The sequence below is a fragment of the Klebsiella sp. CSG-1 genome (assembly GCF_056521145.1).
The window spans coordinates 605,022-628,141 of the sequence record NZ_JBWNLD010000001.1; the positions used below are offsets into that span (position 1 = coordinate 605,022).

General features: G+C 53.0%; 31 protein-coding genes. All 31 read right to left on the reverse strand.

Features of this window, described 5'->3' with window-relative positions; translation table 11 throughout:
- Positions 1–18: 18 nt before the first annotated feature.
- Positions 19–615 carry a YmfQ family protein gene (locus AC007G_RS02885; protein ID WP_025713554.1) on the reverse strand — a complete coding sequence of 199 codons (597 nt, stop codon included), beginning with the start codon at positions 613–615 and terminating at the stop codon, positions 19–21.
- Positions 612–1,760 (reverse strand): baseplate J/gp47 family protein, encoded by a 1,149-nt coding sequence (locus AC007G_RS02890; RefSeq protein ID WP_479466535.1) that lies wholly within the window; start codon positions 1,758–1,760, stop codon positions 612–614. The genes AC007G_RS02885 and AC007G_RS02890 overlap by 4 nt, the downstream gene beginning before the upstream one ends.
- Complete coding sequence (locus tag AC007G_RS02895) at positions 1,750–2,199, reverse strand: phage GP46 family protein (protein ID WP_065954092.1); 450 nt, start codon at positions 2,197–2,199, stop codon at positions 1,750–1,752. Before AC007G_RS02895 ends, AC007G_RS02890 begins: the two co-directional genes overlap by 11 nt.
- Complete coding sequence (locus AC007G_RS02900) at positions 2,196–2,777, reverse strand: phage baseplate assembly protein domain-containing protein (RefSeq protein WP_094089153.1); 582 nt, start codon at positions 2,775–2,777, stop codon at positions 2,196–2,198. The genes AC007G_RS02895 and AC007G_RS02900 overlap by 4 nt, the downstream gene beginning before the upstream one ends.
- Positions 2,774–3,859 carry a phage baseplate assembly protein gene (locus tag AC007G_RS02905; protein ID WP_047719068.1) on the reverse strand — a complete coding sequence of 362 codons (1,086 nt, stop codon included), beginning with the start codon at positions 3,857–3,859 and terminating at the stop codon, positions 2,774–2,776. Before AC007G_RS02905 ends, AC007G_RS02900 begins: the two co-directional genes overlap by 4 nt.
- Positions 3,856–5,256: a DNA circularization protein gene (locus tag AC007G_RS02910; RefSeq protein ID WP_194444917.1), complete on the reverse strand. Its 1,401-nt coding sequence runs from the start codon at positions 5,254–5,256 to the stop codon at positions 3,856–3,858. Before AC007G_RS02910 ends, AC007G_RS02905 begins: the two co-directional genes overlap by 4 nt.
- A 46-nt stretch (positions 5,257–5,302) precedes the next feature.
- Complete coding sequence (locus AC007G_RS02915) at positions 5,303–7,156, reverse strand: hypothetical protein (protein WP_194444916.1); 1,854 nt, start codon at positions 7,154–7,156, stop codon at positions 5,303–5,305.
- A gap of 141 nt (positions 7,157–7,297) precedes the next feature.
- Entirely contained in the window at positions 7,298–7,576 is a 279-nt protein-coding gene (locus AC007G_RS02920) for a phage tail assembly protein (protein ID WP_047719073.1), read from the reverse strand.
- Position 7,577: 1 nt separating this feature from the next.
- Positions 7,578–7,949 (reverse strand): phage tail tube protein, encoded by a 372-nt coding sequence (locus AC007G_RS02925; protein WP_000896639.1) that lies wholly within the window; start codon positions 7,947–7,949, stop codon positions 7,578–7,580.
- 3 nt (positions 7,950–7,952) lie between these two features.
- Positions 7,953–9,464 (reverse strand): phage tail sheath subtilisin-like domain-containing protein, encoded by a 1,512-nt coding sequence (locus AC007G_RS02930; RefSeq protein ID WP_479466536.1) that lies wholly within the window; start codon positions 9,462–9,464, stop codon positions 7,953–7,955.
- Positions 9,461–9,646 carry a DUF2635 domain-containing protein gene (locus AC007G_RS02935; RefSeq protein WP_047719076.1) on the reverse strand — a complete coding sequence of 62 codons (186 nt, stop codon included), beginning with the start codon at positions 9,644–9,646 and terminating at the stop codon, positions 9,461–9,463. The genes AC007G_RS02930 and AC007G_RS02935 overlap by 4 nt, the downstream gene beginning before the upstream one ends.
- A 2-nt stretch (positions 9,647–9,648) precedes the next feature.
- On the reverse strand, positions 9,649–10,194 hold the full coding sequence (locus tag AC007G_RS02940) for a hypothetical protein (protein WP_047719077.1): 546 nt from the start codon (positions 10,192–10,194) through the stop codon (positions 9,649–9,651).
- Positions 10,191–10,550: a head-tail joining protein gene (locus tag AC007G_RS02945; protein WP_049267342.1), complete on the reverse strand. Its 360-nt coding sequence runs from the start codon at positions 10,548–10,550 to the stop codon at positions 10,191–10,193. The genes AC007G_RS02940 and AC007G_RS02945 overlap by 4 nt, the downstream gene beginning before the upstream one ends.
- A 4-nt stretch (positions 10,551–10,554) precedes the next feature.
- A complete protein-coding gene (locus tag AC007G_RS02950) occupies positions 10,555–10,935 on the reverse strand; it encodes a hypothetical protein (protein ID WP_223362246.1) in 381 nt (126 codons plus the stop codon).
- A gap of 1 nt (position 10,936) precedes the next feature.
- Positions 10,937–11,986 carry a major capsid protein gene (locus AC007G_RS02955; protein ID WP_021543308.1) on the reverse strand — a complete coding sequence of 350 codons (1,050 nt, stop codon included), beginning with the start codon at positions 11,984–11,986 and terminating at the stop codon, positions 10,937–10,939.
- Between the two features lie 98 nt (positions 11,987–12,084).
- Entirely contained in the window at positions 12,085–12,492 is a 408-nt protein-coding gene (locus AC007G_RS02960) for a head decoration protein (protein ID WP_049268199.1), read from the reverse strand.
- A complete protein-coding gene (locus tag AC007G_RS02965) occupies positions 12,492–13,082 on the reverse strand; it encodes a hypothetical protein (RefSeq protein WP_194444915.1) in 591 nt (196 codons plus the stop codon). The genes AC007G_RS02960 and AC007G_RS02965 overlap by 1 nt, the downstream gene beginning before the upstream one ends.
- A 1-nt stretch (position 13,083) precedes the next feature.
- Entirely contained in the window at positions 13,084–13,950 is an 867-nt protein-coding gene (locus AC007G_RS02970; RefSeq protein WP_194444914.1) for a S49 family peptidase, read from the reverse strand.
- On the reverse strand, positions 13,947–15,581 hold the full coding sequence (locus AC007G_RS02975; RefSeq protein ID WP_047719086.1) for a phage portal protein: 1,635 nt from the start codon (positions 15,579–15,581) through the stop codon (positions 13,947–13,949). Before AC007G_RS02975 ends, AC007G_RS02970 begins: the two co-directional genes overlap by 4 nt.
- Complete coding sequence (gpW, locus tag AC007G_RS02980; protein ID WP_000483310.1) at positions 15,581–15,844, reverse strand: gpW family head-tail joining protein; 264 nt, start codon at positions 15,842–15,844, stop codon at positions 15,581–15,583. The genes AC007G_RS02975 and gpW overlap by 1 nt, the downstream gene beginning before the upstream one ends.
- A gap of 8 nt (positions 15,845–15,852) precedes the next feature.
- On the reverse strand, positions 15,853–17,979 hold the full coding sequence (locus tag AC007G_RS02985) for a phage terminase large subunit family protein (RefSeq protein ID WP_194444913.1): 2,127 nt from the start codon (positions 17,977–17,979) through the stop codon (positions 15,853–15,855).
- Positions 17,921–18,484, reverse strand: a complete 564-nt coding sequence (locus tag AC007G_RS02990) for a hypothetical protein (RefSeq protein ID WP_058836975.1) — start codon at positions 18,482–18,484, stop codon at positions 17,921–17,923. The genes AC007G_RS02985 and AC007G_RS02990 overlap by 59 nt, the downstream gene beginning before the upstream one ends.
- 249 nt (positions 18,485–18,733) lie before the next feature.
- Positions 18,734–19,372 carry a hypothetical protein gene (locus tag AC007G_RS02995; RefSeq protein ID WP_479466537.1) on the reverse strand — a complete coding sequence of 213 codons (639 nt, stop codon included), beginning with the start codon at positions 19,370–19,372 and terminating at the stop codon, positions 18,734–18,736.
- Positions 19,373–19,399: 27 nt separating this feature from the next.
- Positions 19,400–19,570, reverse strand: coding sequence for a hypothetical protein (locus AC007G_RS03000; protein ID WP_159174252.1), 171 nt, complete (start codon positions 19,568–19,570; stop codon positions 19,400–19,402).
- 205 nt (positions 19,571–19,775) lie between these two features.
- Positions 19,776–20,165, reverse strand: coding sequence for a hypothetical protein (locus tag AC007G_RS03005; protein WP_194444910.1), 390 nt, complete (start codon positions 20,163–20,165; stop codon positions 19,776–19,778).
- Positions 20,166–20,249: 84 nt separating this feature from the next.
- Positions 20,250–20,738 carry a hypothetical protein gene (locus AC007G_RS03010; protein ID WP_479466538.1) on the reverse strand — a complete coding sequence of 163 codons (489 nt, stop codon included), beginning with the start codon at positions 20,736–20,738 and terminating at the stop codon, positions 20,250–20,252.
- A 70-nt stretch (positions 20,739–20,808) separates the two neighbouring features.
- A complete protein-coding gene (locus AC007G_RS03015; RefSeq protein ID WP_479466539.1) occupies positions 20,809–21,006 on the reverse strand; it encodes a hypothetical protein in 198 nt (65 codons plus the stop codon).
- Positions 20,957–21,232 (reverse strand): hypothetical protein, encoded by a 276-nt coding sequence (locus AC007G_RS03020; protein ID WP_049268189.1) that lies wholly within the window; start codon positions 21,230–21,232, stop codon positions 20,957–20,959. The genes AC007G_RS03015 and AC007G_RS03020 overlap by 50 nt, the downstream gene beginning before the upstream one ends.
- Positions 21,233–21,239: 7 nt before the next feature.
- Complete coding sequence (locus AC007G_RS03025; RefSeq protein WP_049268187.1) at positions 21,240–21,869, reverse strand: glycoside hydrolase family 19 protein; 630 nt, start codon at positions 21,867–21,869, stop codon at positions 21,240–21,242.
- Positions 21,869–22,150 (reverse strand): phage holin family protein, encoded by a 282-nt coding sequence (locus AC007G_RS03030; RefSeq protein ID WP_019705280.1) that lies wholly within the window; start codon positions 22,148–22,150, stop codon positions 21,869–21,871. Before AC007G_RS03030 ends, AC007G_RS03025 begins: the two co-directional genes overlap by 1 nt.
- Positions 22,137–22,532, reverse strand: coding sequence for a phage holin family protein (locus AC007G_RS03035; RefSeq protein WP_023304727.1), 396 nt, complete (start codon positions 22,530–22,532; stop codon positions 22,137–22,139). The genes AC007G_RS03030 and AC007G_RS03035 overlap by 14 nt, the downstream gene beginning before the upstream one ends.
- Between the last annotated feature and the right edge of the window lie 588 nt (positions 22,533–23,120).

Genomic DNA, 23,120 nt, shown 5'->3' on the forward strand with positions numbered 1-23,120 from the left:
GAAAAAGAGGGTTGGCTGTTACTGGGCGTAGCCGAACAGCAGATTAAGGTGTGAAGGCGCTATTTTGCTAAGTGTGCATTCGAGTTGTTTATTGCCCCAGGCACGCAAAGGATCGCCGCAATAAGCCTGACCCGCTACGGTATATTTGATTGTCGTTTCAGGGGCAGTAATTAACCACGTAAACGGCCATTCATCACCGTTCAGCGCATCTCCACACACTGACATTCCGGCCATTGCCGGGCGAAACTGCGTTATCTTGATGGTATATCCCAGCGCTTCGGCAACACCGATATAGTAGGCCCGGTTCAGGCCGCCGTTACTGATAAATTTTGCCACCACCGCGCGCTGTCGATCGCCAATACTGCTTATTTCGCCGATAGAGCAGTCATCAGGTAATCCCAGCGTACTTTCCCATTCCGGAAGCATCATTGTTGCCGTAGACGGGAAAGCCCCGGTAATCAGCCCCTGAGCACTCGAATCAGATCGGGCGAACGCTCTCCCCAGCGCTTTCAGTACGGCATACTGCACGCTACCTTTTTCGCGTGGCCATGCGCGCCCGTTTGGTAACAGGGAATGTAAACTCTGTGCATAATCATCCTGTGAATACAGGCTCATGAGAATATCACCTCCCCGAGAACAGGAAGCTCCCCGATGGCCAGCACAATATTATCTGCCGGCTGCTCAAGCGAATACCCTGTTGTGCCGCTTACGGAGCTGATTACCCGGTTGAGATCTGACAGATAAATTTTCCCCGTTCCGTCCGGGTTACCTTCATCAAAAAACAGGTCATTGATGGCATCTTTGATAGCCTGCACAACGGTGCTGTCAGCACTATGTATACCCGCTATATCAAAGTTAACTTCGCGCCGGATTGGTGAACACACATAGACAATCGCGGTATCCGTCTGAAGAGGATAAATGTAATCAGCCACCCGTCCCTGATCCCCGGTGGCTTTTATCGCTCCCCATTCTTCCAGTTGTGAAACACCGTCAGTCCCTACAGGGAAGCCATTATTGGTGGTATCACTCCCGTCACACATAATATAAACACCAACGGTGCCAGCCCCCATTATCCGGCGCTTAACCCAGGCACGGGTTACCCCGGAAACCGCTAGTGCCCATTTTTTATAATCGGCATCACTTCCGCCCTGCAGTGGGTTCTGGTAAGCCAGCAGGCCGCGGCTACGGAAGTCTTCCTCACCCTCGATATCGGCACCACCACTGGCCGCTTCAATCAGCGTCAGAGTGGTATTCACACCAGAAACATTCGCATCGAGGGTTAACAGCGTCCCGGCATCAGCATTTCCTGATGCGCCACCTCCGCTAACATCATCACTAATATCGGGAAGCACCGCCGTCACCGATACACTTCCGGTACCATCAGCACCAATTTTTAATTCAGCATCAGTGGTGTACTGGTATCCATCTGAACGATTCAGGACTGACCCGGATGCCAGAATTGCCCCGACGGTTCCGTTCGCCAGGCAAGCGCTCGATCTGGCGGCACTGGCAGATTTTCGGTAAACCTGTTTCAGCGCCATCCAGCCGGCAAGGTGTTCCCCGGTTGCCGTAAATGGGTTCGTTTGCAGGGCAATATAATCCAGGTAGGCATAGTGCAAATGCGCCATACCCGCATCCATATCAGCCAGCACCTTAAGGTTTCCAAACCGTAGCAGCGCGCCGACGCTTTCAAGCTCTGCCTGCATAAACTGGCGATTCTCTTCGCGCAGTTCGCTCAGTGTTTTCCGTTTAAATGGCATTATTCAGTTGCTCCCATAGCCAGAAGAATTTGAATTCCTGCCAGTCCCCTGCCGGTGGCAAATACCGGATGATCAGATTTAGCCTGTCAGGGAATACAATTTCCGATTGCGCCTGTATTTCAGCGGCAATACCATCCGACTTCATCCAGGCCAGAGCCTCTTCGGCGTAATCTTCAGCTCTCATCGCCACTTCGCGCGTCAGTTTTTCACGCCGCAGTAGCCACAGTCTTGAGCCAATATTCAGGTCGCTGTCCAGATCCCCCCACCAGCCGCGGCGGTCAGTTCCTTCATAATCATCATCAGCGCGCGCCAGTCCGTCAGTAAACAAACTGATAATAATGGCCGTATGCATATCATTCTCAGATGTCAGTACGCCGTTACCGGTTTGCCAGTCAGCATGAATGGCATCCACATCCCAGAATGAGGAAATATCACTCATACCTGACTCTCTGTTTTTTCACTGGTAACGGTGCTGTCACCGGACTGAACTTCCTTAACGTCATGGTCATGATCATTGTGAGCGTCGCGTAACGCTTTTAACGTTGTGGCATTCGTCTCGCAGTTATCGATGATGTCACCCGTCACCAGGAGTTTTGGTGTGACCAGCTTTACCTGCTCTGTTGCCGTCGCGGTAATGTTTCTGGCATTGTTGATCTCTACATCTTTGCCTTTTGCATCAATGAAAATTCCCGCCTCGGTCAGATGAATATTCATCCCCTGCTGGTTATAGACTACGGTTTCGCCTGGCTTAAGCCCGGTATACCGGAAGCTTTGATGGTTGGAAGCAATGACGACGGGACTGGAGCGGTCTCCGCCGAGGAAGGCAATGACCACATCCGATCCCGCCGGCAACCCCGATGAAAAACCAAAATCAGAGAGCCGTGGGGCGCTGGCCACTTCCAACGGAGTCTGGTACTGGATTTCCTGTACAGCCCCGCTATCTTTCTGCGTGGTAATACGGCCAATGCCCAGCATGCCGGCTATGCGCGTGGCCGATTTCTTTAAATTTTGATTCATTGGTTTAGTCCGGGTATTTGCTGATAGAAAGCGTACGGCTGGACACTGAAAGCCTCCGGCGGCATCAGATAAAGCCGTGCATGGGTGCCGTCACTGTCTCTGATATAAGTCACCTCAGCGATAAGCATTTCCGTGTCAGGCAGCTGAAGACTGGGGATGTTGACCGGGATGAGAGTGTTTGGCTCCCATAATTTCCCGGACTTATCGCGCCATGAGTCAATCGTCACCGTCAACTGGCGGGAACGGCCATATCGGCGGTTCATCTCCCAGTCAATAGCGCGCTGTGCCTGTTGGGAAGCCATCAGCGTACTTTCAACAATAATGATCCGTTTTCGGTAACGCATACTGGCGGCCTCCGGATCGCGTGCCGTCGCAAGCGTCACAGAGTCATAAGCCGTATCCGGCGAAAATCCTGCTATCGGAGAGATGCTCATCGATACGCCGACGTAATCAGAAAAGCGGTCAGCCATCGAACGGCGGTAATAAGCCTGTTCAATATTTACCCCTTCAGCGATACCGCTGGCTGCGCGCGTTGTCCCCACCCGGGTCAGAAATAAGTTTCCGTCAGGCTGATCGTAATAAAGCAATGCCGACCAGCGGGAAACACGATCAAGAATTTCCTGCGGTGACTCCCCCCAGTTCAGGGAAAATTGTGGGACTTTTACCAGGTCATCAACGTCTGTACTTACCTGAATGTTGTAATGGGACGCGAGGCGGGACGCTATCTCAAGCGCATTGCTGTTATTAATGACGTTATTTGGCCATTCTGCGGAGCAATCCACGAGATCTGCGCACTTGCTACGGCCTGAGGCTCTGACCTCATGGCGCGAACGGGAAATAGCAGGCGACCAGTCATCAACATAACCCGTCACGACCAGATCGCTACCGAGCTTGACCTGACAGGGCATTCCTTCCTTTACCAGTTGCTTCTGGTCGCTGCCCGGAAAATAGTCCATCAGCCCCAGGTCAAAATCGGAGGGGAAACGCTCAATGCCACGGGTCACCCGCACAGAATCCCACCCCTCAATGATTTTCCCGCCCACTGTGAGAGATACGATCTCCTGATCGTTGTCCGTACTCATTGTCTCAACACCTTCATCGTCGTCGGCATAAATGCAGGATGCGGAACGCTGGCCTCCTGTATGAGTTCATTTGCACGCGAGGCATCCTGATAGAGTCGGTTTGCCAGTACCAGAGCAGGAACCGGCGCAGCCGTATTGATTTGCATCAGCTCACTCAGCCCGGATGAAATCTGAGCCATGGCATTCAGGAAAGCAGTTCTCACTCCCATCAGTGCCGAGTAGAGATCGTCATCGCCACGGTCACCCGCCAGTAGTAACGCGGTATCCATTTGCGCGGCTACGCGTTGCGTGATGTCTTCGGCCTCATTACGGCTGGTAGGGTTATAATCGGCGGCAGCATTCGTCATTGCCCCGGTACACAGCACAATGATCAGCGTGTTAATTGTGCCAGCCAGTTGCTGGCTGCTTTCGGAGCGCTGGTATTCGGTACTGGTTGAAGCCGCCAGTTTTTCAAACGCGGCAATTTTGTCACTTACCCCGCCGGCACTGGCCAGTATTCGATTGATCACATCGGCAACGCCCTGAACCAATTCATCGACCGATACAGATTCACTCAGTACAGCGATTGTATCCAGTACACCCTGGCGGTCCATTACGGCCCGGGCGGAAACCTGTTCAGACAACGCCTGATAGTCTTCTGAGTCATCGGCATCACGCTTGCCGTTAATACCCGACGAACTCCCGCCCACGCTCCCCTTGCTGTAACGTCCGTAACGATTATTACCGAACGTAGAATTCAACACGTTGCTGACGTTTGTTACTTCACTGATGGTGTTATCCACCATATTGGTCCAGAACGTCACGGTTCCCTTGATAGTCTGAATCCCCTGCGACACACCACGGATCTCGCTTTTAATTCTTGCGAGAGTACTGGCAACTGCCGTACTGACCAGCTTCAGATAGTTGGTGCCAACGGTATCCCCCGCGGCGGCGCTGTCGGTAACAGCGAAGACCTTTAACCCCGACTCAATTACCATCAGAGTAAATTCAAACGAACGGCCGTTTTCGGCAGAGCCGGAGAGTCGTAAGCCGTTCTCGGGTATGGAAACGGTCATCTCCCCCAGAGTGGGATGGATAAGCGTGCCACTTCCCCTGGTTTCACAGGCATCAATCAATGACTGCCGCTGGGAAATAACATCACCGCCGCCATAAACCAGGCTGTTTTGAACAAGAAAGCCGCGGATAATAAATCGCCGTGTCCCGCGCCCCATATCCTCAATCCAGGCAGTATCACGGTAGGGATATTCATGAACCGCCTGCCGCCGGCCGTGACTGCCTTCCTCGTTCACCACAGCAAAAGGCACGCCCCGAAACGAGCCGGGACGTAGTTGGCTCAACCAGTCCTCGCTTCCGCCTCCCCCCATCAGAGAAGTTATTGCATCCTGGATAATTGCCATCAGGCCTCCTGAATTAAAAAACCGCCAGGGTGGCGGTTTAATAGGGTTAGTAATTCATGGCGGTTGTTATTCTGCCGTTATCCTCGACGTTATAGGTATTCTTCTCACCCTTATCGTTGACCAGGGTGATTTCCAGCTTCATTTTCTGGTCGGCCATCGCCTCTTTGAGAGACCGGGTCAGGTTTTCACTGACCGGATCTCTCCCATTACCGGAAGCTGTCAGGATTGAGGAACTGTCAAACTTGTCCGGTTGTGGTACGAGGATGTTCTCTCTCTGCTGGCTGAGCACACGGCTGTCACGAAGACCAGACCAGCGGGGATCACTGATAGCCGTCTGAATTGCCGCCCGTATCTCATCTTCAGAATATGGCTGTGCCCCATTCTCATGCTGAATCATGGCCGCCATGACTGACTTCAGCACCTCCGGGTTATGCAGATCCATCTGCTGCCGGGGCTGAATACCTGTCGCGGCCGATACTGAATTGATATAGGACTGCGTATCATTTTCTGAGCGTGGCGCATAAGTGTGGATCACGCTGTTAAGCGTGTTATTCCCACGATCGCCATATAACATCAGTTGCCGGGCCATTGCCGCCAGCCCGTCGTTGCTGTTGTCATAAGTGACGAAACCACGATTCACCCCGGTCGCATTAGGCGCTATCCGGAGATTGCCCGGGTTATTATTTCTGAGGCCCAGTGCCTGGTTAGATGGCTGGCTGTAATTCACCTCTCCGCGTGGAGCTGGTGCACCTGCTGGCAGGATGACAGACAAATCATTACGGAGTTGTTCAGCTCTGTCACTGGCGCCATATTGCGCGTCGTAGCGTTTCCGGACGGCATCCGTCATAAAGCCGGCATCCACCGCTCCGCGCTCGCGCCGGGAAAGGGTGTTATACAGCGCCTTATCACCCTGAATGCGGCGTAACTTCCCGGCATCCTTGCTACTGATAAACCCCAGCGCATGCGACAGCCCGGTGAAATCGCCATTCGTGAACAAGTCGGTCACACCTTCAAGACCGTCTTTCACCGAGCCATCGGAAAGCAATTCCTTAAACAGAGAGTTTTTCGAACGGTTTTTCAGCCCATCCCATGCTGCACCCAGCTCATTCATGGAGCCGTTAATCTCGGACAATTGCCGGTTAAGTTCCGGATCAACTGTCAGGCCAAGTTCATCAGATTTAGCCAGCAATGCTTTCATCCGTACGCCTTCACGCATCAGCGCCAGCATTTCCGGCGTCAACCCGAGGGCATCGGAAACCGACTTCTGCTGGTCAGGTCGCAGGCTCGGGAAAACGCGCGCTATCGATTCCAGCGTTCTCAGCGTATCAACGGATCCATCGTTGTTTTTCTGGATCTGAACGCCAATCTGTGACAATGCTCCGAGCACCTGGCTGTTGGCACCGCTGGCGGCCTCCTTCAGGCTTTTAGCCATCCCCTCGATGGAGGAATTTGCACTGTCGCCATCAGCACCCAGTATCCGCATGGCGCCGGACAGGCGGGAAAAATCTTCCACTCGCATACCCGCATTTTTCGCGGCAACATCGAGGTTATAGGCTTCCCTTGAGGCCTCATGGAAACCGTAAGCAATCTGTTTTAGCCCATATCCCGCCGCTCCAACCACACCCAGCGATGCCAGCTTACCGGAGAGCTCACCGACCATCTTCAGCGGCGGCACCATATCCCCGATATACTGCACGTTATCACGGGCATTTTTGGACAGATTTTCGAAGCGGGAAATAAAGCCGTTCAATCCATCGAGAGTCTCCTGTCCTCCTAACTGGAGTCCCTCTTTGGTTTTATCCAGCTTTGGTTCCAGATCACGGATAGCCTCATTGATACGTTCAATGGCTTCCGTCGCCTGGTCGCTGGCCACCAGCTCAAAGTCGAAAGAATTACTCATCGGGTTTGGTATTCCTGAGTTTATTGATACGGGAGGCCTGCGATACCCACCACTTCAGACGGGCATAGGTCATGCCCCATGCCCTGTCTTCTGTCCAGCGGAAATAAAATGTGACGTCAGCGGCCGTTTCCTGCCAGGCGGTCAGGGCTTCCAGGTCAAAAAACCGAGCAAAAACTCCTCACATTTTCGGAAGTCGATAAAATCCATCGGCTGAAGGACACTTTCCCGCGTATCCGCGACCAGCGAGATCAGCAGGCGCATCGCCGCCAGTGAAGTGGACGATGCCTGCTTTTCGTAGAACTGCTCGGCCTGGCTGAGTGTCGGCGCCTTCAGCTCCAGTTGCTCATAGCGTGTTTTTTGCGCCTCATCGACCAGAGGCTTGATGAGGGGAATGACTTTGGTGCGTTCAAGTTCTGCCATCTTAGTTCTCCGTTACGTCCCTGCCTTCCCAGCGAACATCAAACACTGCATCTTCGCTTTCCACTTCCTGAACGTTCACCGTCCATAGCGCGCGACCGATAATAGTCTTTCCGTTCGCCAGCTCGGCAATCACGTTGACGTTCGTCTGTTTGTTAAAACCCAGTACGTTGGTACCGCCGCTGTCGCGAAGACGGGCAGAAATATACGGGGCAACCGGCTTTTCTTTGTAGCCATGCACACCGTCCATGCCTGTCAGCGTGGTACGGTTAACAGTGGAGGTCTGATACTTGAATGAGCCCTCCACCATAACGGTCACCCCGTTTACGGTGACATAAGCAGTACCTGCCAGGCGATTAGTGGTATCTCCAGCCATGTTTTATGCTCCTGTTGACTCAGCCTGCAGGCGGAACTGGTTAAGCAGCGCAAAGATGCGCAGCTGGTTCATAAGCGTTCCCGGCCACAACACATCGACGCGGTTCGGGTTTGTTTTGTTCTGCTCCACGATAATGTTTCTGGCGAAGGCCTCAGCGTCCTGCGCGTAGCCGTTAAAGACCAGCGTCTGGTATTCCGCGATCTGATCGGCCCTGATAATGTTTGGCGTTACAATCGCCGCCCCCGGCGCAAAACGCGTGCCATCTGCGGCCAGCTTCATGCGACCAAATTTACTGGTCACTGCCGTACGGAGATATCGCGTGACAAACATCAGACTGAACAGCGTTTCCACCTGCAGGTAACTGTCGTCTTCGTCGCCATAGCTGTTTTTCTGGTAGGTGATAATCAGGTTTTCAATCATCACCGTTCCGTCATCCCCCACAGTGTAAGTGGAGATGCCGCTGTACAGCAGGTTGTTGCGCTCCGTCAGCTCAAAACGATCCGCCAGGTCCGGTGCCAGCACGCCATAAACGGGCAGACTTTGTAGCGGGCGTCCTGGGTCATTACGCAGACTGGGTGCTGCGGCCCCTGTCAGTGCCGCCGCCCAGATATAACGCGGTGACGGCGAGCGGTACACGCCAAGCAGTGACTCATGCTGGTTATTACGGGTTTCCCCTTTAGTGCCAAGCTCGGCGTAAGTGCCGTTGGTAGTGGTGAATGCGTGGCCATAAAGCTGTTTATCCCATGCCCAGCGCCCGGTTGCATCGTTCAGAAATTCTCTGATGGCGTCCAGTGATGCGGTGTCATCATAAGGGTTGATGACAAAATCAAAGGTCTTATCCTGCAGGTTGCCCAGGGCATCAACAAAATCCGGCGCGCCGGCGCCGCCGGTCATGCCCGTGATGGTGAGTGTCAGGCCCGCGGGCGTCACCTCACCACCCTGAACACCGAGATAATTCAGCCTGATATCAATACCATTGCCCAGCAACCCGGCATTTTTGGCCGTCAGTGTCACGGTATCCGTTGCATCGGCTTTTACAGCAGCTGTCACCGGCAGTTCCGTTTTGCGGGTAATCGCCGCGACCAGCGCAGTGGCAATCTGAGCCGGAGTGTCAGTCGCCAGTACGGTCAGTTGTACGCGAACGCCAGCAATATAAAGAGAGATAACGCCGGTTTCTGCCGCCTGTGTGGCAACCTTGATACTGCCAGTTGCCACTGCCATCGAATCCGCATCATCAGCCAGCGGAAGGATCCAGACCTCCGCAGCAGTATCGTTTTTTTGATACGCCGTCATCATGCCATGCAGCATTGAGCCTTTTCCGGTGAGCTCACCCACCGCATTGGGAGAGGAGACTTTTACCGGGATTTTTTCCTGTGCAGAGCCTGATGCCAGCATCTGACCAATCAGCAGTGTTCGCTGTGTAGCGGTCGCCGTGTTGGCCATGGAGTTATCAAACTCCACATAAAAAAGCGGCACACGTAAATTGCCGGGAACTCGCGAAAATGGAACGGTCATTTAGTTACGCCCTCTTTTTTTGCGGCGTTTTTAACGCCCTTTTCCGGTACCAGGCTGACGTCGCCATCCTTCAGACGGCGGTGCCAGAACGTATTATCAGGTACCTCCGCGCCATCTTTGGGCAAAGGCTCCCCCCTGACAGGGCAGCGAACGCTGAGCCCGTCCTTCGGTTTTACAAACATGATTACTCCTGAAGGTCTATTTTTACGCCCGGCTGCGGCGTACCGTCCGGCATGTTGATGGTGATGTCGATACCCGCCAGCGGTACCGTATCGACCGGATAAAAGTCTTCCGGTCCCTGATAGTGCTCAATATCAATTTCGATAAGCAACTGGCCCATATGCGCTTCGCCATCCGCATCAACATCAATCGTCGAGCGAACCTCCGCATATTTCTGGATGTTCCGGGTTAACTCGTAGCTGTTAATCACCGCCCTTTCTACCTGTTCCCGGAGCTCTTCCAGCGCAACCTCCGCGCGCATGGCGCCATCATCAGTGGTTTCACTGTCGTACTCCTGAACCCGGCCGGTAATCCGAACGGTGGTCAGAGAGGTGAAGGCCGGGACATTTCGCCCCTGCGCCTTTTTGTGATCAAATGGCGTCTGAACAAGCAGCGCGGGGTACAGGTCCGGCGAGGTTGCCCAGTCACGTGGGGAATAAACACGATCGGCGGCAGCCGTTTTATCTTTCAGCGCGGCCACGACCATGTGTCGTATTGCGGAAGCATTCATCGGGTTTTCGCCACATTGAGAACAAGACGCGAGCCGCCATGGCTGTCGGGTTCGACGTTGGACACAACAAATAACTGATTGATGACCTGACCTCCGACCGTTTTGATATACACACGGTCAGATACGGCAGGTTGCGGTTTACCCAACTGACGAAATTCAGCATCACGTACCCCCAGCATCGGGCTGGAGGTGTTAATTTCTGAATCACCATCAAGGTTTTCTGCAACCTGCGCATAGCCACGGTCAAAAATACCGTTAATCGTAAAAGGAGTACCGTTGCGGGGACGGTACTCATGTTCATCGCCAAACACGCCATGGAGCGGACTCAGAAGATGTAAATCCCAGTCCACGCCCATCGGCTCACTCCGTTGTAATTTTCACACCACGCGCAGCAGATAACGCGCGCTGTCGCAGAGCATGGACATCGGCAATTACACCTGCTGCCAGCAGACGCTCGGCATCCTTACCGGAGACCGGAATAAGGGAGTTTTCCCGGTAGACCTCACCGTCATGGCGAATGCAATTCCCTTTCAGCACCACAAACTCAGGCTCCGCGTCTTCTTCCTGGTCATCTTCTTCAGCGGTATCCTCATCATCTGATGGTTCGCCGTGTTTATCGTCATGCTGTTGGGTCTCGTGAACGCTGCCACCTGCATTCAGCTCATCAATATTCAGACCATCATCTGCAGTTCCTTCCGCATTCAGATCATCGCCCAGTACAGTTTTGGTTGTTTTAGCCATATCAGACCACCGTCGCGCAGAGGGATGCATTTACCCGGCTCGGAATAACCAGCGGAGAGGATTGCATCAGAATAAGACGCTGGGCCGGATCTTCTTTCACCCAGGATTTTGGCGCATAGGCCAGAGGACCGTAGTTAAATGCCGGGTCAAGGATAACGCCAAAGGCGCGGGTACCCATCAGATCGGCGCCAGACATAATCACAGCGCCGTCGGGGATCATCGGCTTCTCGACATTATCAAGTGGGTCAATAAACCAGTCGTTATATAACCAGAGGTCAAAGTTACCCCAGCGCCCTTTATAAATAGCGCCCTTCATCGCCTGTGGGCCAGCATTAATCTGGTTACCAAACGGGCTCAGCGCCGGGAACGTGATGGCGTTATCTTTGATGGTGGTATCTAGTCGGAACGCCCGCCATGATTTGCTTGTGAACACCAGATCCGTTGCGACGGAACCGGATTCTTTCAGGAAAAGTGTCTGCCAGATTTCAATATCATCAGAGGGCTGGGTATTGGTGGCACCAGCGGCAACCGTCAGCGGCCACTTATCGGAACCACTCAGGGTAATAGTCAGATCCGGAGAGCGCCCGAAATCCACCACTTTGGTTTCATAGCCTTCCCCGGCAACCGTGACGGTACCGGACACCAGCGCACTCGCCGCCATCCACTCCAGGCGACGGTTGATCATGTCAATCTGATCAGTCATCTCAAACTGCAGGTTCAACATTTCGCGTTCTGCGGCTGTATATTCACCGCCAATACGCTCACCGATCTGACGGCGGATAGGTTTACGCAGGTCCGGCGCCCGCTTGTCTTTGATGTAAGCCGGTTTGAAAGTATTGGTCTGGTATTTACGGGACTCGACCAGCTTGCCCTCCACCAGTGGGGAGACAAATGGCGCCATACGACGCAGGCCGACATCCACGTCAATCGCCACTTCTTCAGTCTCATAAGTCACGACGTTCGGGAAGAAGCGATCAAGCAGCCAGTTCTGACTGGTTTTCAGGTTAGGAACGACCTGCACCAGCACACTGGTATCATAAATATTTTCCATATTCAGTCTCTTGCTAATGCCAGCCGCACGCTGGCATAAATTTTAAATGGGTCGGCGCCTGCCGGTTAAAGCATTCGCCAGGAGAAATGAGGGATACATCAGGAGGTGGTTAAAGGTGCCTGAGTGCTGTCTTTGAGGAAGATGGCCTGCGGGCGTAGTGCTGTTTTCAGTTCCGGTGCAGTCCAGGAATCGTCAAAAATAATATAATTCTGGTTGAACTCCCCCATCAGATACAGACCGCCGGACTGATCGCCATGGGTGGAAGCGTCAACATCATCAACCAGAATAGCTGCCGGTGTCTCGCTACCATCCGTTGCGGTTTTCACACTGGCGGTGTATTTGCCACTGGCGGTAATCATGCCAAGTACAGTGCCACGCTTATACACGCCGCCGGTGATCGTGCCGGTATCAGTGACCAGTTGTAGCGTACCGGCAATCAACTGATCCGGTACAAACGCTGAACTCTTCATGCCAGGCGCAAAGGCATTCTGACCAAATTGATCCATTATTTATCTCCTTTAATGGAGTTGTAGAGGCCGGTCATCTGGGTTACCAGTGCCGATTTACCGCTCTCTTTCTTGCCACTATCCGGATTCAGACGGGCCTGATGGCTGTCCTGCATCCGTTGGTCAAGTGTCCGCTTGCGGGTTGCGGCAGGTCGCGAGGCTGGTGCGGTTGAAGCCAGAACATTGATAGCGGCAGCAGAGCTCATGCCGGTATTGAATGCCAGCGACGCAGCCAGTGACGGATTCGCCGCGGCGTGCTTACTGCCGAAGATACGGGCACAACGTTTACGCTCGGCTGCACGGGCATTTTTCACCGCTTTGCTTTCTTTGCGGTCATCGTCGCCGTCATCTTCGGAATCGTCATCGTCTTCCGCTGCTTCCGGGTCGTCACCGTCATCTTCAGCGTCATCATCACGCTCGTCGTCTTCCGCGTCATCTTCGCGTTCATCGTCCTCGGCATCATCTTCGCGCTCATCCTCTTCCGCGCGACGGCCTTTCGCTTTTTTGGCTTTTTTGTCTTCTTCCTCTTCGGAAGCAGTCGCGCCACGGCCAAGGAGATGAGCAAAACTAAATGTCTTTTTCTTCGCCATTTCAGGCTCCTGTTTTTTCAAGTAAGTTTCTGAACGCAGCATCAGGAGGACATACCTCATCAGCCAGTCCAAGTTCCACACCATCAGCAGCCATAAAACAGGCAGCCTGAGTACTTTTGATAACCTTTGCGCTAATCCCCCGATTTCTGGCGACGGTATTCACAAACAATTCGCCCATGGTGTTGATATCCTGCTGAATAGCCGCCAGCGCTTCATCTGACAGCTCTCTCAGCGGTGACCCCTCTGCCTTACGGGAACCGTAGGTGATGATGGTGACTTTGAGTCCGTCATCTTTAATCCTCTGGGTCCAGTCAAGGTGCATAGTGATCACGCCAACTGAACCCACGCCGCCGGTGCGGGGAACAGAAATCCGGTCCGCCGCACTGGCAATCGCATAGGCGGCGGAATAGGCGCTTTCCGTCAGAATGGCATGGATGGGCTTTTTCCCGCGGGCGCCATAAATGACATCGACCAGATCGAAACATCCGGCGACCTCGCCGCCTGGCGAATCAATATCCAGGCAGATCCCCGCAATATCGGGGTCTTCCATCGCGGTCAGGAAGGCCTGACGAATGCCGTCATAGCCTGTCATGCCACTGTATGGACGCAGGCTGCCCAGCTTCTGCACCAGCGTCCCGCATATCGGGATGACAGCGACGCCCAGCACATTGTCATAACCCGGGTCGATACGGGATCCCCGTTCCCGGTTATCGTCGTACCCATACCAGTCATCATCCATGGCAAGAGAGGATTCGATTTTACTGATGCCAAACCGGTCCATAACGGATGCCATGATGACTTCAGCTTTACTTGGGTGCAGCGCCAGCGGTGTATTAAAAAGGCGCTGGGCCAGATGAGGTAGATTCACTTTTCCTCCGGATCGGTAATTGTCTGGCTGGCGAACTGGTCCGCCTGCGCCCAGCTAGGTAATGGAAGCCCGCGCTTCAGGCAGGACTCGATTTCCCGCTGGCGCTGGTCAAGAATCTCTTCCCAGTCCTCACCCACGTTTTCACCCACTTCAATTTCGAGAGTGGAAAGGCCGGCATCGAGGCCGAGAATGGCGCCTTTTTTCTCTGCCACCGGATCAACCCATCCTCGCCCCGGCCCCATCCAGCGCGCACGGGAATACGCTGCCCGGGCATCAACAAAATCAGGGGCATTATTCGGAAGGGGTAAATCCTCGTTATCGTGAACTTCCTCCACAAAGGCAGTCAGAACCGGCTGAGCGGTACCCATGGAAAAATCATCACGTCGGCGGGTGAGCGTTTTCCATGCCTCCAGCAAGGAAGATCGCGCAGAGCTGTAATTCACATCAGACCAGTCCTGTGTAACCTGCTGAGGAGATAACCCCGTACCGGATGAGAAATTACGTAATACTGCAGACTCGAAAACCTCAAAGTTGCTGTAAGGGCGGGCAGCGTTGACCGTTGTTATTCTCTCCCCTGGATAAAGGATCGGCATGCGGGCGCCATTCTGCAGAGTCAAACGACGATCATTATGAAACTCTGCACGACCATCCTGGTATGCTCCCAATCCCTCTTCGAAGTTTTCCCCCAGCGCGGACTGGATCATTTCGGGGTCGTACGGCGACTCAATATAAGCGGCGAAGATAGCATTCAGAATTGCCGCTTCCAGCTCGCTCTGGTCGTACTTCACCAGCATCTTCAGGCGTTGCACCACCGGAGTCAGAATGCCATTACCCCGATGCTGAGCCCCACGTTCATGGTCAAAGTCGTGCACAACGTGCGGACGCCCCCAGTCGGTTTCCCGCGGTATTCTCCGCCACGTCATCGTTTTGGCGCCACTCCACCAGTCACCGATATGTGCTTCACGTATGTGATAAGCCACAGGTGCGCCGTCAGCATCAATTTCAACGCCGCCGCGGATATTCGGCATATCAAAATTCTGCTGCGGGTTACTGAGTCTGTCGGGATCAACAACCTGCACCGTCGTGGCATAACGCCCCTTACCTGGTCCAAGGCGATCGGTGCGATACTGGAGCACCATCAGGGCATCGCCATCAATCAGCTTGTGGCGAAAGGCCAGACGCAACATTTGTGGAACGGTTAGCTTGCGTTCAACGTCACAATAACGGCCTGTGTCGTATGCCCAGGTTCTCCAGTGGGAAGCGAGTGCTTTTCCGTACTCTTCCGCCCATACTGCGTCAAAACTTTTATTACCTGTCATCATCCGTAATACACGATAGTCAGGCTTCATGATCGGACGGAAATTGGCGCCGACCGCATTATCAAGCAGGCGAGTTATGGCACCATTGGCCCATCCATCATTTCGGACCAGATCGCGCGCACGGGAAACAATACGGTCACGGTAGATATTAATTTCGTTATCCGGTGACCATAGTGCGGGCTGCCAGTTCGCCAGTTGATCGCTGAAGGAATCCGCGGCGTCATATGGCACCCGGCTACCGCCCGTCAACATGCTGGGTTTTGGTGCCTGATAAGGTCTCCCGTCAGGACCAAGGATTTGCACTTTATTCATCAGAATCTGAACCTCACTGGCTTCCGTGGCCGGGCGACAATTCCCAGTTGCGCCTGCAGCAACTGAATCAGCGCCAGCAGGTCGGCGAGAGAGCTTTGCTGATAGGAGACAGAGCGCGTCCCATCACCCTGCGTATAGGAGAATGAGACGCCACGGCTACCGGTAGTCAGATCAATATAAGCCTGCTGCGCTTTCTGCAGAGCGTCTCTGAGCTGCTCATCAGTCATCCCACCAGCAAGTAAGCTCGTGTTTCGGTTAAACATGGTTTTCCTTATTGCGGCAGGAGTTTAGAAATGTTCTTACGCTTAACAGGAGCCGTAGCCTCATCCACGATGGCACCCGGTAATTCGTAATTGATTTTTTCTTCTGGCTCGGCTGGCGCCGGCAGGAACTTATCGGGATCGGCCTGAAGGTTAGCGGCCCGAACATTAAGTTTTAATCCCATATGTTTCAGCCCGCACAACGCGGCATAGCTGTATACGAGACAGTCGAGCGCTTCGTTCGCCCGTCCGGGGGGAAGTTCCCAGACACTGAATCGCTGTCCGGCCACCACTTTGTAAACCAGTCGCTCAGCCAGTAGCTGGTTGAAATATCCGAGGTCACGATCATCCGGGAAGTGCATATAGCCCGCACCGGCAGTACCTAAAGCCGGCGGTTCAAGATGCAAACGACCACGGACAACATCTTTCGCAGAGTTCACGCCAAGAATAATTGGCCTGTAGCTGGCTTTACTTTTCGATGTCGGTCGCTTGGTTGGCCAGACGGGGTTGCGTTTCCCACCCTGCGCAGATTCGCCCTTGATAGCCCAGATGCGGCGCCCAAGGCGATCTTTGCAGAACTCATAAACCTTTTGCGTGTGGTGACCGCCGGAGTCCATACATGCAGCCAGAATATTCAGCCCTCGCCCGTCGCCGCGTCGCCATATCTGTTTCAGGTACGCATCGAGGCGCTTCCACGGCTCCTCAGTTTCCAGATCGCCATAAATGACGTCATGCGCAACTGACCACGATTCCTCGTCCCGGCCCCAGCCTGTGATCGTTATTTCGAATCGGTCATCCTGGGTATCGACGCCCGCAGTTAACAATGCCACGCCATCAGGAACGACGGCCGGGAAGACTTCACGGCGTGCCAGCAGGACATCAACCGGGAGCTGTTTCCCGTGGTTAGGTCGGTGCGGCAACCCCATCTGGGTGTTCCACCAGGCCTGTTCCTTATCTGGATCCCCTTTCGCATCGAGGTATTTCTTTGCAATGTCCGACGGCTTGTCTTTCTGCCAGGGACTAAACAGCTTTGACGCCTGGTACCCGGCGTGGTGATTATCCAGCGCCTCGGCCCCACAGTCCGGGCAAATCGCCCGGTATACGGCATGCCGTTCCGACTCCGACCAGCGCCAGACGACATCAACACAGCCCTCGTCGCCTTCATGCCATTTCTGGTCGTACTCCATTAATGGTGAATGACGGGAACCACAGCATTCAAATGGTTTGGTCTGGTGCCAGCGGATTGTCTGTAATGCCCGCAGGCGCTCACCTTCCGACCAGCCAGCACCACAACATTCACAATGGATCATGGCCAATTTCGTCAGGTGCTTATCACCCTCTTTCGGCCACTGAACATGCTTAAAGAAATCGAGGAACTGTCGGTGACCGCAATGAGGACAAACTACAGAAGCACGCCGCTGATCAGAATCCTCATAGCTGTCTGCAATCCGACTTTCGTCATCAACAGTCGGGGAACAAGCCCGCACAGAAAGCCAGTTAAGGCCAAATGTTGCGGTTCGTTCTTCCGCCAGGGCAATGGGATCACCTTCACGTGTAATCGGGTATTTATCCACCTCATCCGCCAACAGAACACGGATAGGTCGGCGCGCAAGGTTATCAGGGCTGCCGGCGCCAGCCAGCGCCAGAAACCCGCCAGTGAAGGCTTTATACAGAATGGTTTCTTTCGAACTCTTTTGCTTTGAATCACCGATGATGTTACGCAGAACTGGCGTCACACGAACCAACGGGCTGATGCGTTCTTTGGAAAACTGCTCGGCGGCCTCTTCCTTCGGCTGCAGGAGCAAAATCGGGCATGGATCGAGGTGCGCGAAATAGCCGAAAAGATTTTCCAGCAGCGCTGTTTTCATTAACTGGGTACAGCACATCACGGTAATAATGTGGACGCCCGATTCAGTCGCGGCCAGCATCGGGCCGCGTGCAATCTCAACCGTTGATGTTTGCCAGTTCCCGGAGGTGCTGCCAGCTTCTTTCGCCAGCTTCCGGTAGTCATCAGCCCATTGCGGGACGCTGATGCGTGGTGGCGGTGTCCACCCTTTCCGGACACTCAGTTGAAGACGCTCAATCTTCTGCTGGGTTAAACTCTGGTTCTCCGAGGACTGAGATATGTTTGTGGACATGTTCAATCAGCACCTCTGTCATCCTGTCCGCCGGCACATTCAGATCGGCAGCCATCAATGGTGCCACGCGTGAAGGCCAGTTAAGCCATGCATCACGCTGCTGGCGAAAGGCGTTAAACAGAACCTCCTCGGCGATGGCCAATTCAATTGTCTGGCCGCTGTCTTTTTCATACTGGAGCTTTGCCTGCAGGGCCATGTAATTTTCACGGATCCGCGCGGCCTCTTCCCTGGAAAGGTCAGCACCTTCTGTAAGCATTATCTGGCGAACGGTTTCATCAATTTCATCGTCGCCATCATTCCGGGGTGCTGAGGCTTTTTTCTTCTTCGCGTTTGATGCCCGCGGATCTTTTCCATCACGGTTTTTCTTCAGCGCAGCATCGCTCGCTTCAACATCTATCAGGTCGCCATCCATGACGATAAACCGACCAGCTTTAATCCAGCGGCCAATAGTTTTACGGTCAACGCCTGAATGCTGCGCGTACTGACTCTGGTTCATCGTGGACATGGGACATCACCTGGGACATTTTTGGGGTGGGACATTTACCTGGGACATTTTTGCAATGTCCCACATGAATGCCCCACTGGAATAAATGGAATAATCCACGCTGGCTCTGGCATGGCTGGCGATCTCATCAGGTGGGACATGGGACACAAAATAAAAATTTGTAGCTAGGAAAACACTGCGGCGCGCAATGCCCGTGACTTACAAAAGCCTCAGGAAGGACCCATTTTGATAATGGTTATCATTTGAGGGTTATTTTGCCGTTTTGATAGCATCTGCGATAGCACGACTCAATGCAGCAGGCATCAACGCCTCTGCCATAGCCTTCGAGCGGTCCATATACCCCAACACAGGGGTCACAGGAAGTGCATCGCCAAACCTCACCAGCAGCTTAGGGGCGCGCTGTTTCCGCTTTGGTCGGCGAGTACCATTCGCTGAGCGCCGGGCTCGTTTCTTTTTCGCCTTCTTCGGTTTACGCCGTTGCCAGACAGCATCAACACCGTTGACCTCACCAACAAACACATTCGGCTTCGCTTTCAACTGCGACAGCTTGTTGCGCGGCATGTTGCCGTATTTGTTCAGTTTGATGTTCTTTGGATTGAGCAGAGCCTGGCTGTTCAGCTTATGTTCACCGCCGAATTCAAAGGGTTCGAGATATTCAGCGGCGACATCACGCACAAAGACTTTTGCGCGAAGATCGTTCTTGCGGGCCCCTGAAGAACCCACTGCATTGACCGTGAACGGCGTCGGCGATTCCAGCTTCCGACCCAAAGCTACTTTTTGAGCTGCTGCAATCTGACGAACAACGGCTGTCATAGCCTGAGCTGTGGCATAGGGGATTTGCTTCTGCAACATCTGAAGTTGCCGGGATAAATCCTTAATCGTAGCCATAAGCTTGTTCCAGAGTAAGCGAAGTTATCAGGCGCTATTATTGTCTTTCGGTTTCTCCTGAGGAGTACCATAGCGGGCACGCATTTCGCGGCAGGACATAAAAGTAGGCTGAGCACCGTTTGAAGCGATCATCAAAACAATAGGTAAGCCTATGGTGATGATAATCAATAAGCCATTCCAGATGTAATAGAACATCATCGCGCCCTTATCTTCCCGTTAATTTTGTCTGGTGCCACGCGCAGAATTTATATCGCAACATTGCCACTTCTTCTCAGAGTTGCGCCGCCACTTCTCGTCTTTGCGAGCCGTCAAGATGTGGATCACCTCTTTGGTTGACGCCAGATCTATGCTTCTTGTCGGGTAAGCATTATCGAGCCATCTCGTAAGGTGGCTCTGTAATACCCTACTTCACGGTTTCAATAGTCGAGCCGTGGCTGTTGGTGATGTAAATCTGATCGCCCTTGTAAAGGAACTGGTAGCCAACACCACCAAGCTCAGGGATGTCCGGGAAAGCTAGTGAAGGAATACCTGAACAAATAATGGCAATGCAATCAGCCCGGTTTGCTCCAGTACGCTCGACCGTTAGTTGATGCTCATCACCAACTGGTTTCGTCATATCTTGGTCCTCATAGGACATCGGGATATGCTCAATGATGTCAGGCGCCATAACCTCCAGTTCATCAGCAAGAGCAAAAGCCTGACGCCATTGCTCAGAACCAGGACGAGCAACGGTGATTTCTTTTGCCTCATACAATGAAGTGGCGTTGTTAATAATCTGCTTAACGGTAAACATTTTCTTCTCCTGCTTCTGGTAATAAAAAGCCCCGCTATTGCGAGGCATCGTATTTACTTGTATTTGATATTTATTGCCAACGAATCAACCTGGTAATCCGTCGATGTAGCTAAATATAAAACTGGCATCCATCATATTACTTTGATTAAAGCGGCTTCTTTTTATTGCCTCAAACCCTTCCTGCTTACTAGGCCAATTATTGCAACAATCATTCATATTGTTGTTTTTTTCAAACCACAGTTTTTTGAAACTGAACTCTTCAGCAACCTTTTCAAAAGCAACAACTGTTTTCTTCTGAGTTCGTGTAGCAGTGATGATCACGTTGCATCCCATCTCAGCTAACTCTTTGGTAGATTTTTCAACCTGAGAGCCCAAATCCCCCAAAGTGGATATCCCAATCTTAAGTCCATCACGCTCAAATACAGCTATAAGATCCTTTTCTCCACCAGGGTGGGATATTGCTGCCATAAAGGATGCATAGCGATCACTTTGCTCAAACAGTTTTATCAGAAATATTAGCGTTTCACTTTTTCCCCTGTTGCTGGAACCGAATACACCCATCATTAAGTTCATCTTGCAGCACTCCTTACTGTGTCGTCTTCCCTGATATAATACTCATGCTGTGTTGATGCAACAGTTTTTATTAGATATTAGTAGCCTTGTCGGTTTGTTGTGGGCAGTTCACCAGCACTGATTTGTTGTGCGCCAGAATGTCGCGCTTGGTCTGCTTACCCAGCACGTCGATATCGTGGTCGGTCAGGTAGATTACCCTCACCCAGCTGCAGGCCGTATCAACGACTACCGGGGCGGGTAAACTTTTCGCGCAACTCCCGATCAACATCGTCATCGCCCATACGCTTAACGTCTTCCTGTACATCGCTGGCCCCTTTCGTGACTTCAGCACGGCGTTCTGCCGCGGCGACGGTGGCGGCGGCGTTCTCTTCGGTACGCTGCTGATCGGCTTTGGCTTCTGCCTTACTGGTCCCGCGAGCGTGGCCAATACCGAACGCGCCAGCGATAATCGCCAGCAAAGCAGTTGCCAGACCAATAATCATTTCAATGCCCATAGTGACCTCATACCAGTACAGATTTAGCCAGGTTAAACAGCGCTCTGCGTTTATCCAGACCGTTTCGACCACCGTTAATAAGCAGCGTTACACGCTCCACGTCGCCGGAATGAAGCAGGCAACCGTGGGAAACATAAAACCATGCGGCTGAACGCGCTGCGTAATCATCTCGCTCCAGCAGCTCAGGCTGGGTGACAAGTTCAAGCTTCAGCGCCAGTCCGCAGCTGCGATAGTTGCTCAGGCCCGTGACTTGTTTCAGACCGCGACCGCGATATTTCCAGCCATCACCGGCAACCTGATTACCGAGATTCTTTTTTCCCCACTCGCCCCCATACACCAGATTCGCGATTGCTCGCTGATTAGCTGGCTGCGTTGCCGTTCTGCCGAGTGCGGCGGCCTGCTGGGCGGTGATACGGTGTTTACCGAACGTAGGCACAAGGCTATCTGCTGCATAGTTCAGATTTTCCACCAGCCGGGTAAAGCCTCCGGACTCATGTCCCATCTGGGCAATGAACATTGCCTGATCGAGTGGAGCAGTGATGCCAAACTCTTTCATCGCGGCTGCAATATGCGGAAACCAGCGCACAGCTAACCCGGCGCTGATGCCAGCCGCCATTTGAAATTGTGATTGATTCATTAGTGCCTCAGTGCATCAACCAGACGCGCTATATTCCCCCTGAACCAGAGAACCGCGCCGCAGATAAGAATGTTTGCCAGTACCACCAGCCAGTGGGATGACTCGTACAAGCCAAACAGGAAACGGAAAGGGATGCTGGCATAAACCAGCACAGTGAAGTAAGCCATCAGCGATATCATGGGGCGGTGTCTTGACCCGTCGCGCCGATAGAACATCAACGCCCCAACAATTACAGCGCATATCACCGCATTGACGATTGCGCTCGGATCACTTGTTACCATTGCTTGTCCCTCCTCCACGTAAGCGAGAGAGAATCCCAAACAGGCTACCCAGATCCTGACTGTTAACGAACGTCAGCAATTTAATGGCTATGGCTGCAACGATTACAGCACCGAGTGCATCAAGCGGCCTGTCACGGTACCCCGTCCACTTTGAGAAGTAAGACCCCAGCAGAGGAGCACCAATCACACCGAAGATGAATGAAGTTATGAAGTAGCCCACCAGCTTTAGGCGGCTGATATTTACTGCCGTAGCGACATAGAACACTGCCCCAGCGAACGCACCAAATACCACGCCATAATCAATGCCAGTTGCAAGGCCGAACATACTGGCCCCCATCAGCCCGCCAGCAGCTACCGTTGTGCCAGAAACAGGATCGGACATTTAGCCCCCTCTTATTGCTGTGAGTCCTCTCAGAATTGAGGGGAAAAAGAAAAGGCCGCGCATAAGCGCAGCCTCAAATAATTTGTACCTCAGCTTTCCGAGGCGCCTTATTCATGGCGAAAAAAAGCCCGCTCAGAGGAACGGGCAGAAATGTAGGCAATACTGATTCTGTACCGGATCGAGACGCACCTAATAGTCCGAGCTACCGATTTACCAGGAGAGCGCTCATTTTTCCGTTACTACCTTTTAAACATAGCTGGAGAAGCCGAAACGACAACCCCACTACCAAATAGCTTAGTGGCATTGCGTGGTGCCGGGTGCCTCCCGGTGAGCATGCCCCAGTCGGCATGGCCCGCGCTGCATTTACAGGTTCTGTAACTGACTGGTCGCCCCTCCGCATAGGGGGATTCACCACACCAAAAATTTAACATCTGATGAAACTCGTTTCAATGCTCTACGACGATGTGACAGGGGTACTAATGCAATGCAAATAGTCCTACTCTCGGAGCAAGGATAACAACTTTTCCGTACTCTCTTCTGTAAGTTCGAAGTGGATCAATTCTTCGCCATTCTTGAGAATGTAGAGTT

Coding starts and splice junctions, on each gene's coding strand:
- AC007G_RS02950 (WP_223362246.1), bottom strand. CDS start 10,935: ATGGCTAAAACAACCAAAACTGTACTGGGCGATGATCTGAATGCGGAA.
- AC007G_RS02900 (WP_094089153.1), bottom strand. CDS start 2,777: ATGAATCAAAATTTAAAGAAATCGGCCACGCGCATAGCCGGCATGCTG.
- AC007G_RS02995 (WP_479466537.1), bottom strand. CDS start 19,372: ATGGCTACGATTAAGGATTTATCCCGGCAACTTCAGATGTTGCAGAAG.
- AC007G_RS03005 (WP_194444910.1), bottom strand. CDS start 20,165: ATGTTTACCGTTAAGCAGATTATTAACAACGCCACTTCATTGTATGAG.
- AC007G_RS02905 (WP_047719068.1), bottom strand. CDS start 3,859: ATGAGTACGGACAACGATCAGGAGATCGTATCTCTCACAGTGGGCGGG.
- AC007G_RS02935 (WP_047719076.1), bottom strand. CDS start 9,646: ATGTTTGTAAAACCGAAGGACGGGCTCAGCGTTCGCTGCCCTGTCAGG.
- AC007G_RS03030 (WP_019705280.1), bottom strand. CDS start 22,150: ATGGTAACAAGTGATCCGAGCGCAATCGTCAATGCGGTGATATGCGCT.
- AC007G_RS03010 (WP_479466538.1), bottom strand. CDS start 20,738: ATGAACTTAATGATGGGTGTATTCGGTTCCAGCAACAGGGGAAAAAGT.
- AC007G_RS02890 (WP_479466535.1), bottom strand. CDS start 1,760: ATGCCATTTAAACGGAAAACACTGAGCGAACTGCGCGAAGAGAATCGC.
- AC007G_RS02960 (WP_049268199.1), bottom strand. CDS start 12,492: ATGGATCAATTTGGTCAGAATGCCTTTGCGCCTGGCATGAAGAGTTCA.
- AC007G_RS03000 (WP_159174252.1), bottom strand. CDS start 19,570: ATGATGTTCTATTACATCTGGAATGGCTTATTGATTATCATCACCATA.
- AC007G_RS02915 (WP_194444916.1), bottom strand. CDS start 7,156: ATGAGTAATTCTTTCGACTTTGAGCTGGTGGCCAGCGACCAGGCGACG.
- AC007G_RS02910 (WP_194444917.1), bottom strand. CDS start 5,256: ATGGCAATTATCCAGGATGCAATAACTTCTCTGATGGGGGGAGGCGGA.
- AC007G_RS02975 (WP_047719086.1), bottom strand. CDS start 15,581: ATGAATAAAGTGCAAATCCTTGGTCCTGACGGGAGACCTTATCAGGCA.
- AC007G_RS02895 (WP_065954092.1), bottom strand. CDS start 2,199: ATGAGTGATATTTCCTCATTCTGGGATGTGGATGCCATTCATGCTGAC.
- AC007G_RS02965 (WP_194444915.1), bottom strand. CDS start 13,082: ATGGCGAAGAAAAAGACATTTAGTTTTGCTCATCTCCTTGGCCGTGGC.
- AC007G_RS03020 (WP_049268189.1), bottom strand. CDS start 21,232: ATGGGCATTGAAATGATTATTGGTCTGGCAACTGCTTTGCTGGCGATT.
- gpW (WP_000483310.1), bottom strand. CDS start 15,844: ATGTTTAACCGAAACACGAGCTTACTTGCTGGTGGGATGACTGATGAG.
- AC007G_RS02920 (WP_047719073.1), bottom strand. CDS start 7,576: ATGGCAGAACTTGAACGCACCAAAGTCATTCCCCTCATCAAGCCTCTG.
- AC007G_RS03015 (WP_479466539.1), bottom strand. CDS start 21,006: ATGTTGATCGGGAGTTGCGCGAAAAGTTTACCCGCCCCGGTAGTCGTT.
- AC007G_RS02885 (WP_025713554.1), bottom strand. CDS start 615: ATGAGCCTGTATTCACAGGATGATTATGCACAGAGTTTACATTCCCTG.
- AC007G_RS02945 (WP_049267342.1), bottom strand. CDS start 10,550: ATGGGCGTGGACTGGGATTTACATCTTCTGAGTCCGCTCCATGGCGTG.
- AC007G_RS02925 (WP_000896639.1), bottom strand. CDS start 7,949: ATGGCTGGAGATACCACTAATCGCCTGGCAGGTACTGCTTATGTCACC.
- AC007G_RS03035 (WP_023304727.1), bottom strand. CDS start 22,532: ATGTCCGATCCTGTTTCTGGCACAACGGTAGCTGCTGGCGGGCTGATG.
- AC007G_RS03025 (WP_049268187.1), bottom strand. CDS start 21,869: ATGAATCAATCACAATTTCAAATGGCGGCTGGCATCAGCGCCGGGTTA.
- AC007G_RS02940 (WP_047719077.1), bottom strand. CDS start 10,194: ATGAATGCTTCCGCAATACGACACATGGTCGTGGCCGCGCTGAAAGAT.
- AC007G_RS02955 (WP_021543308.1), bottom strand. CDS start 11,986: ATGGAAAATATTTATGATACCAGTGTGCTGGTGCAGGTCGTTCCTAAC.
- AC007G_RS02990 (WP_058836975.1), bottom strand. CDS start 18,484: ATGTCCACGATGAACCAGAGTCAGTACGCGCAGCATTCAGGCGTTGAC.
- AC007G_RS02985 (WP_194444913.1), bottom strand. CDS start 17,979: ATGTCCACAAACATATCTCAGTCCTCGGAGAACCAGAGTTTAACCCAG.
- AC007G_RS02930 (WP_479466536.1), bottom strand. CDS start 9,464: ATGACCGTTCCATTTTCGCGAGTTCCCGGCAATTTACGTGTGCCGCTT.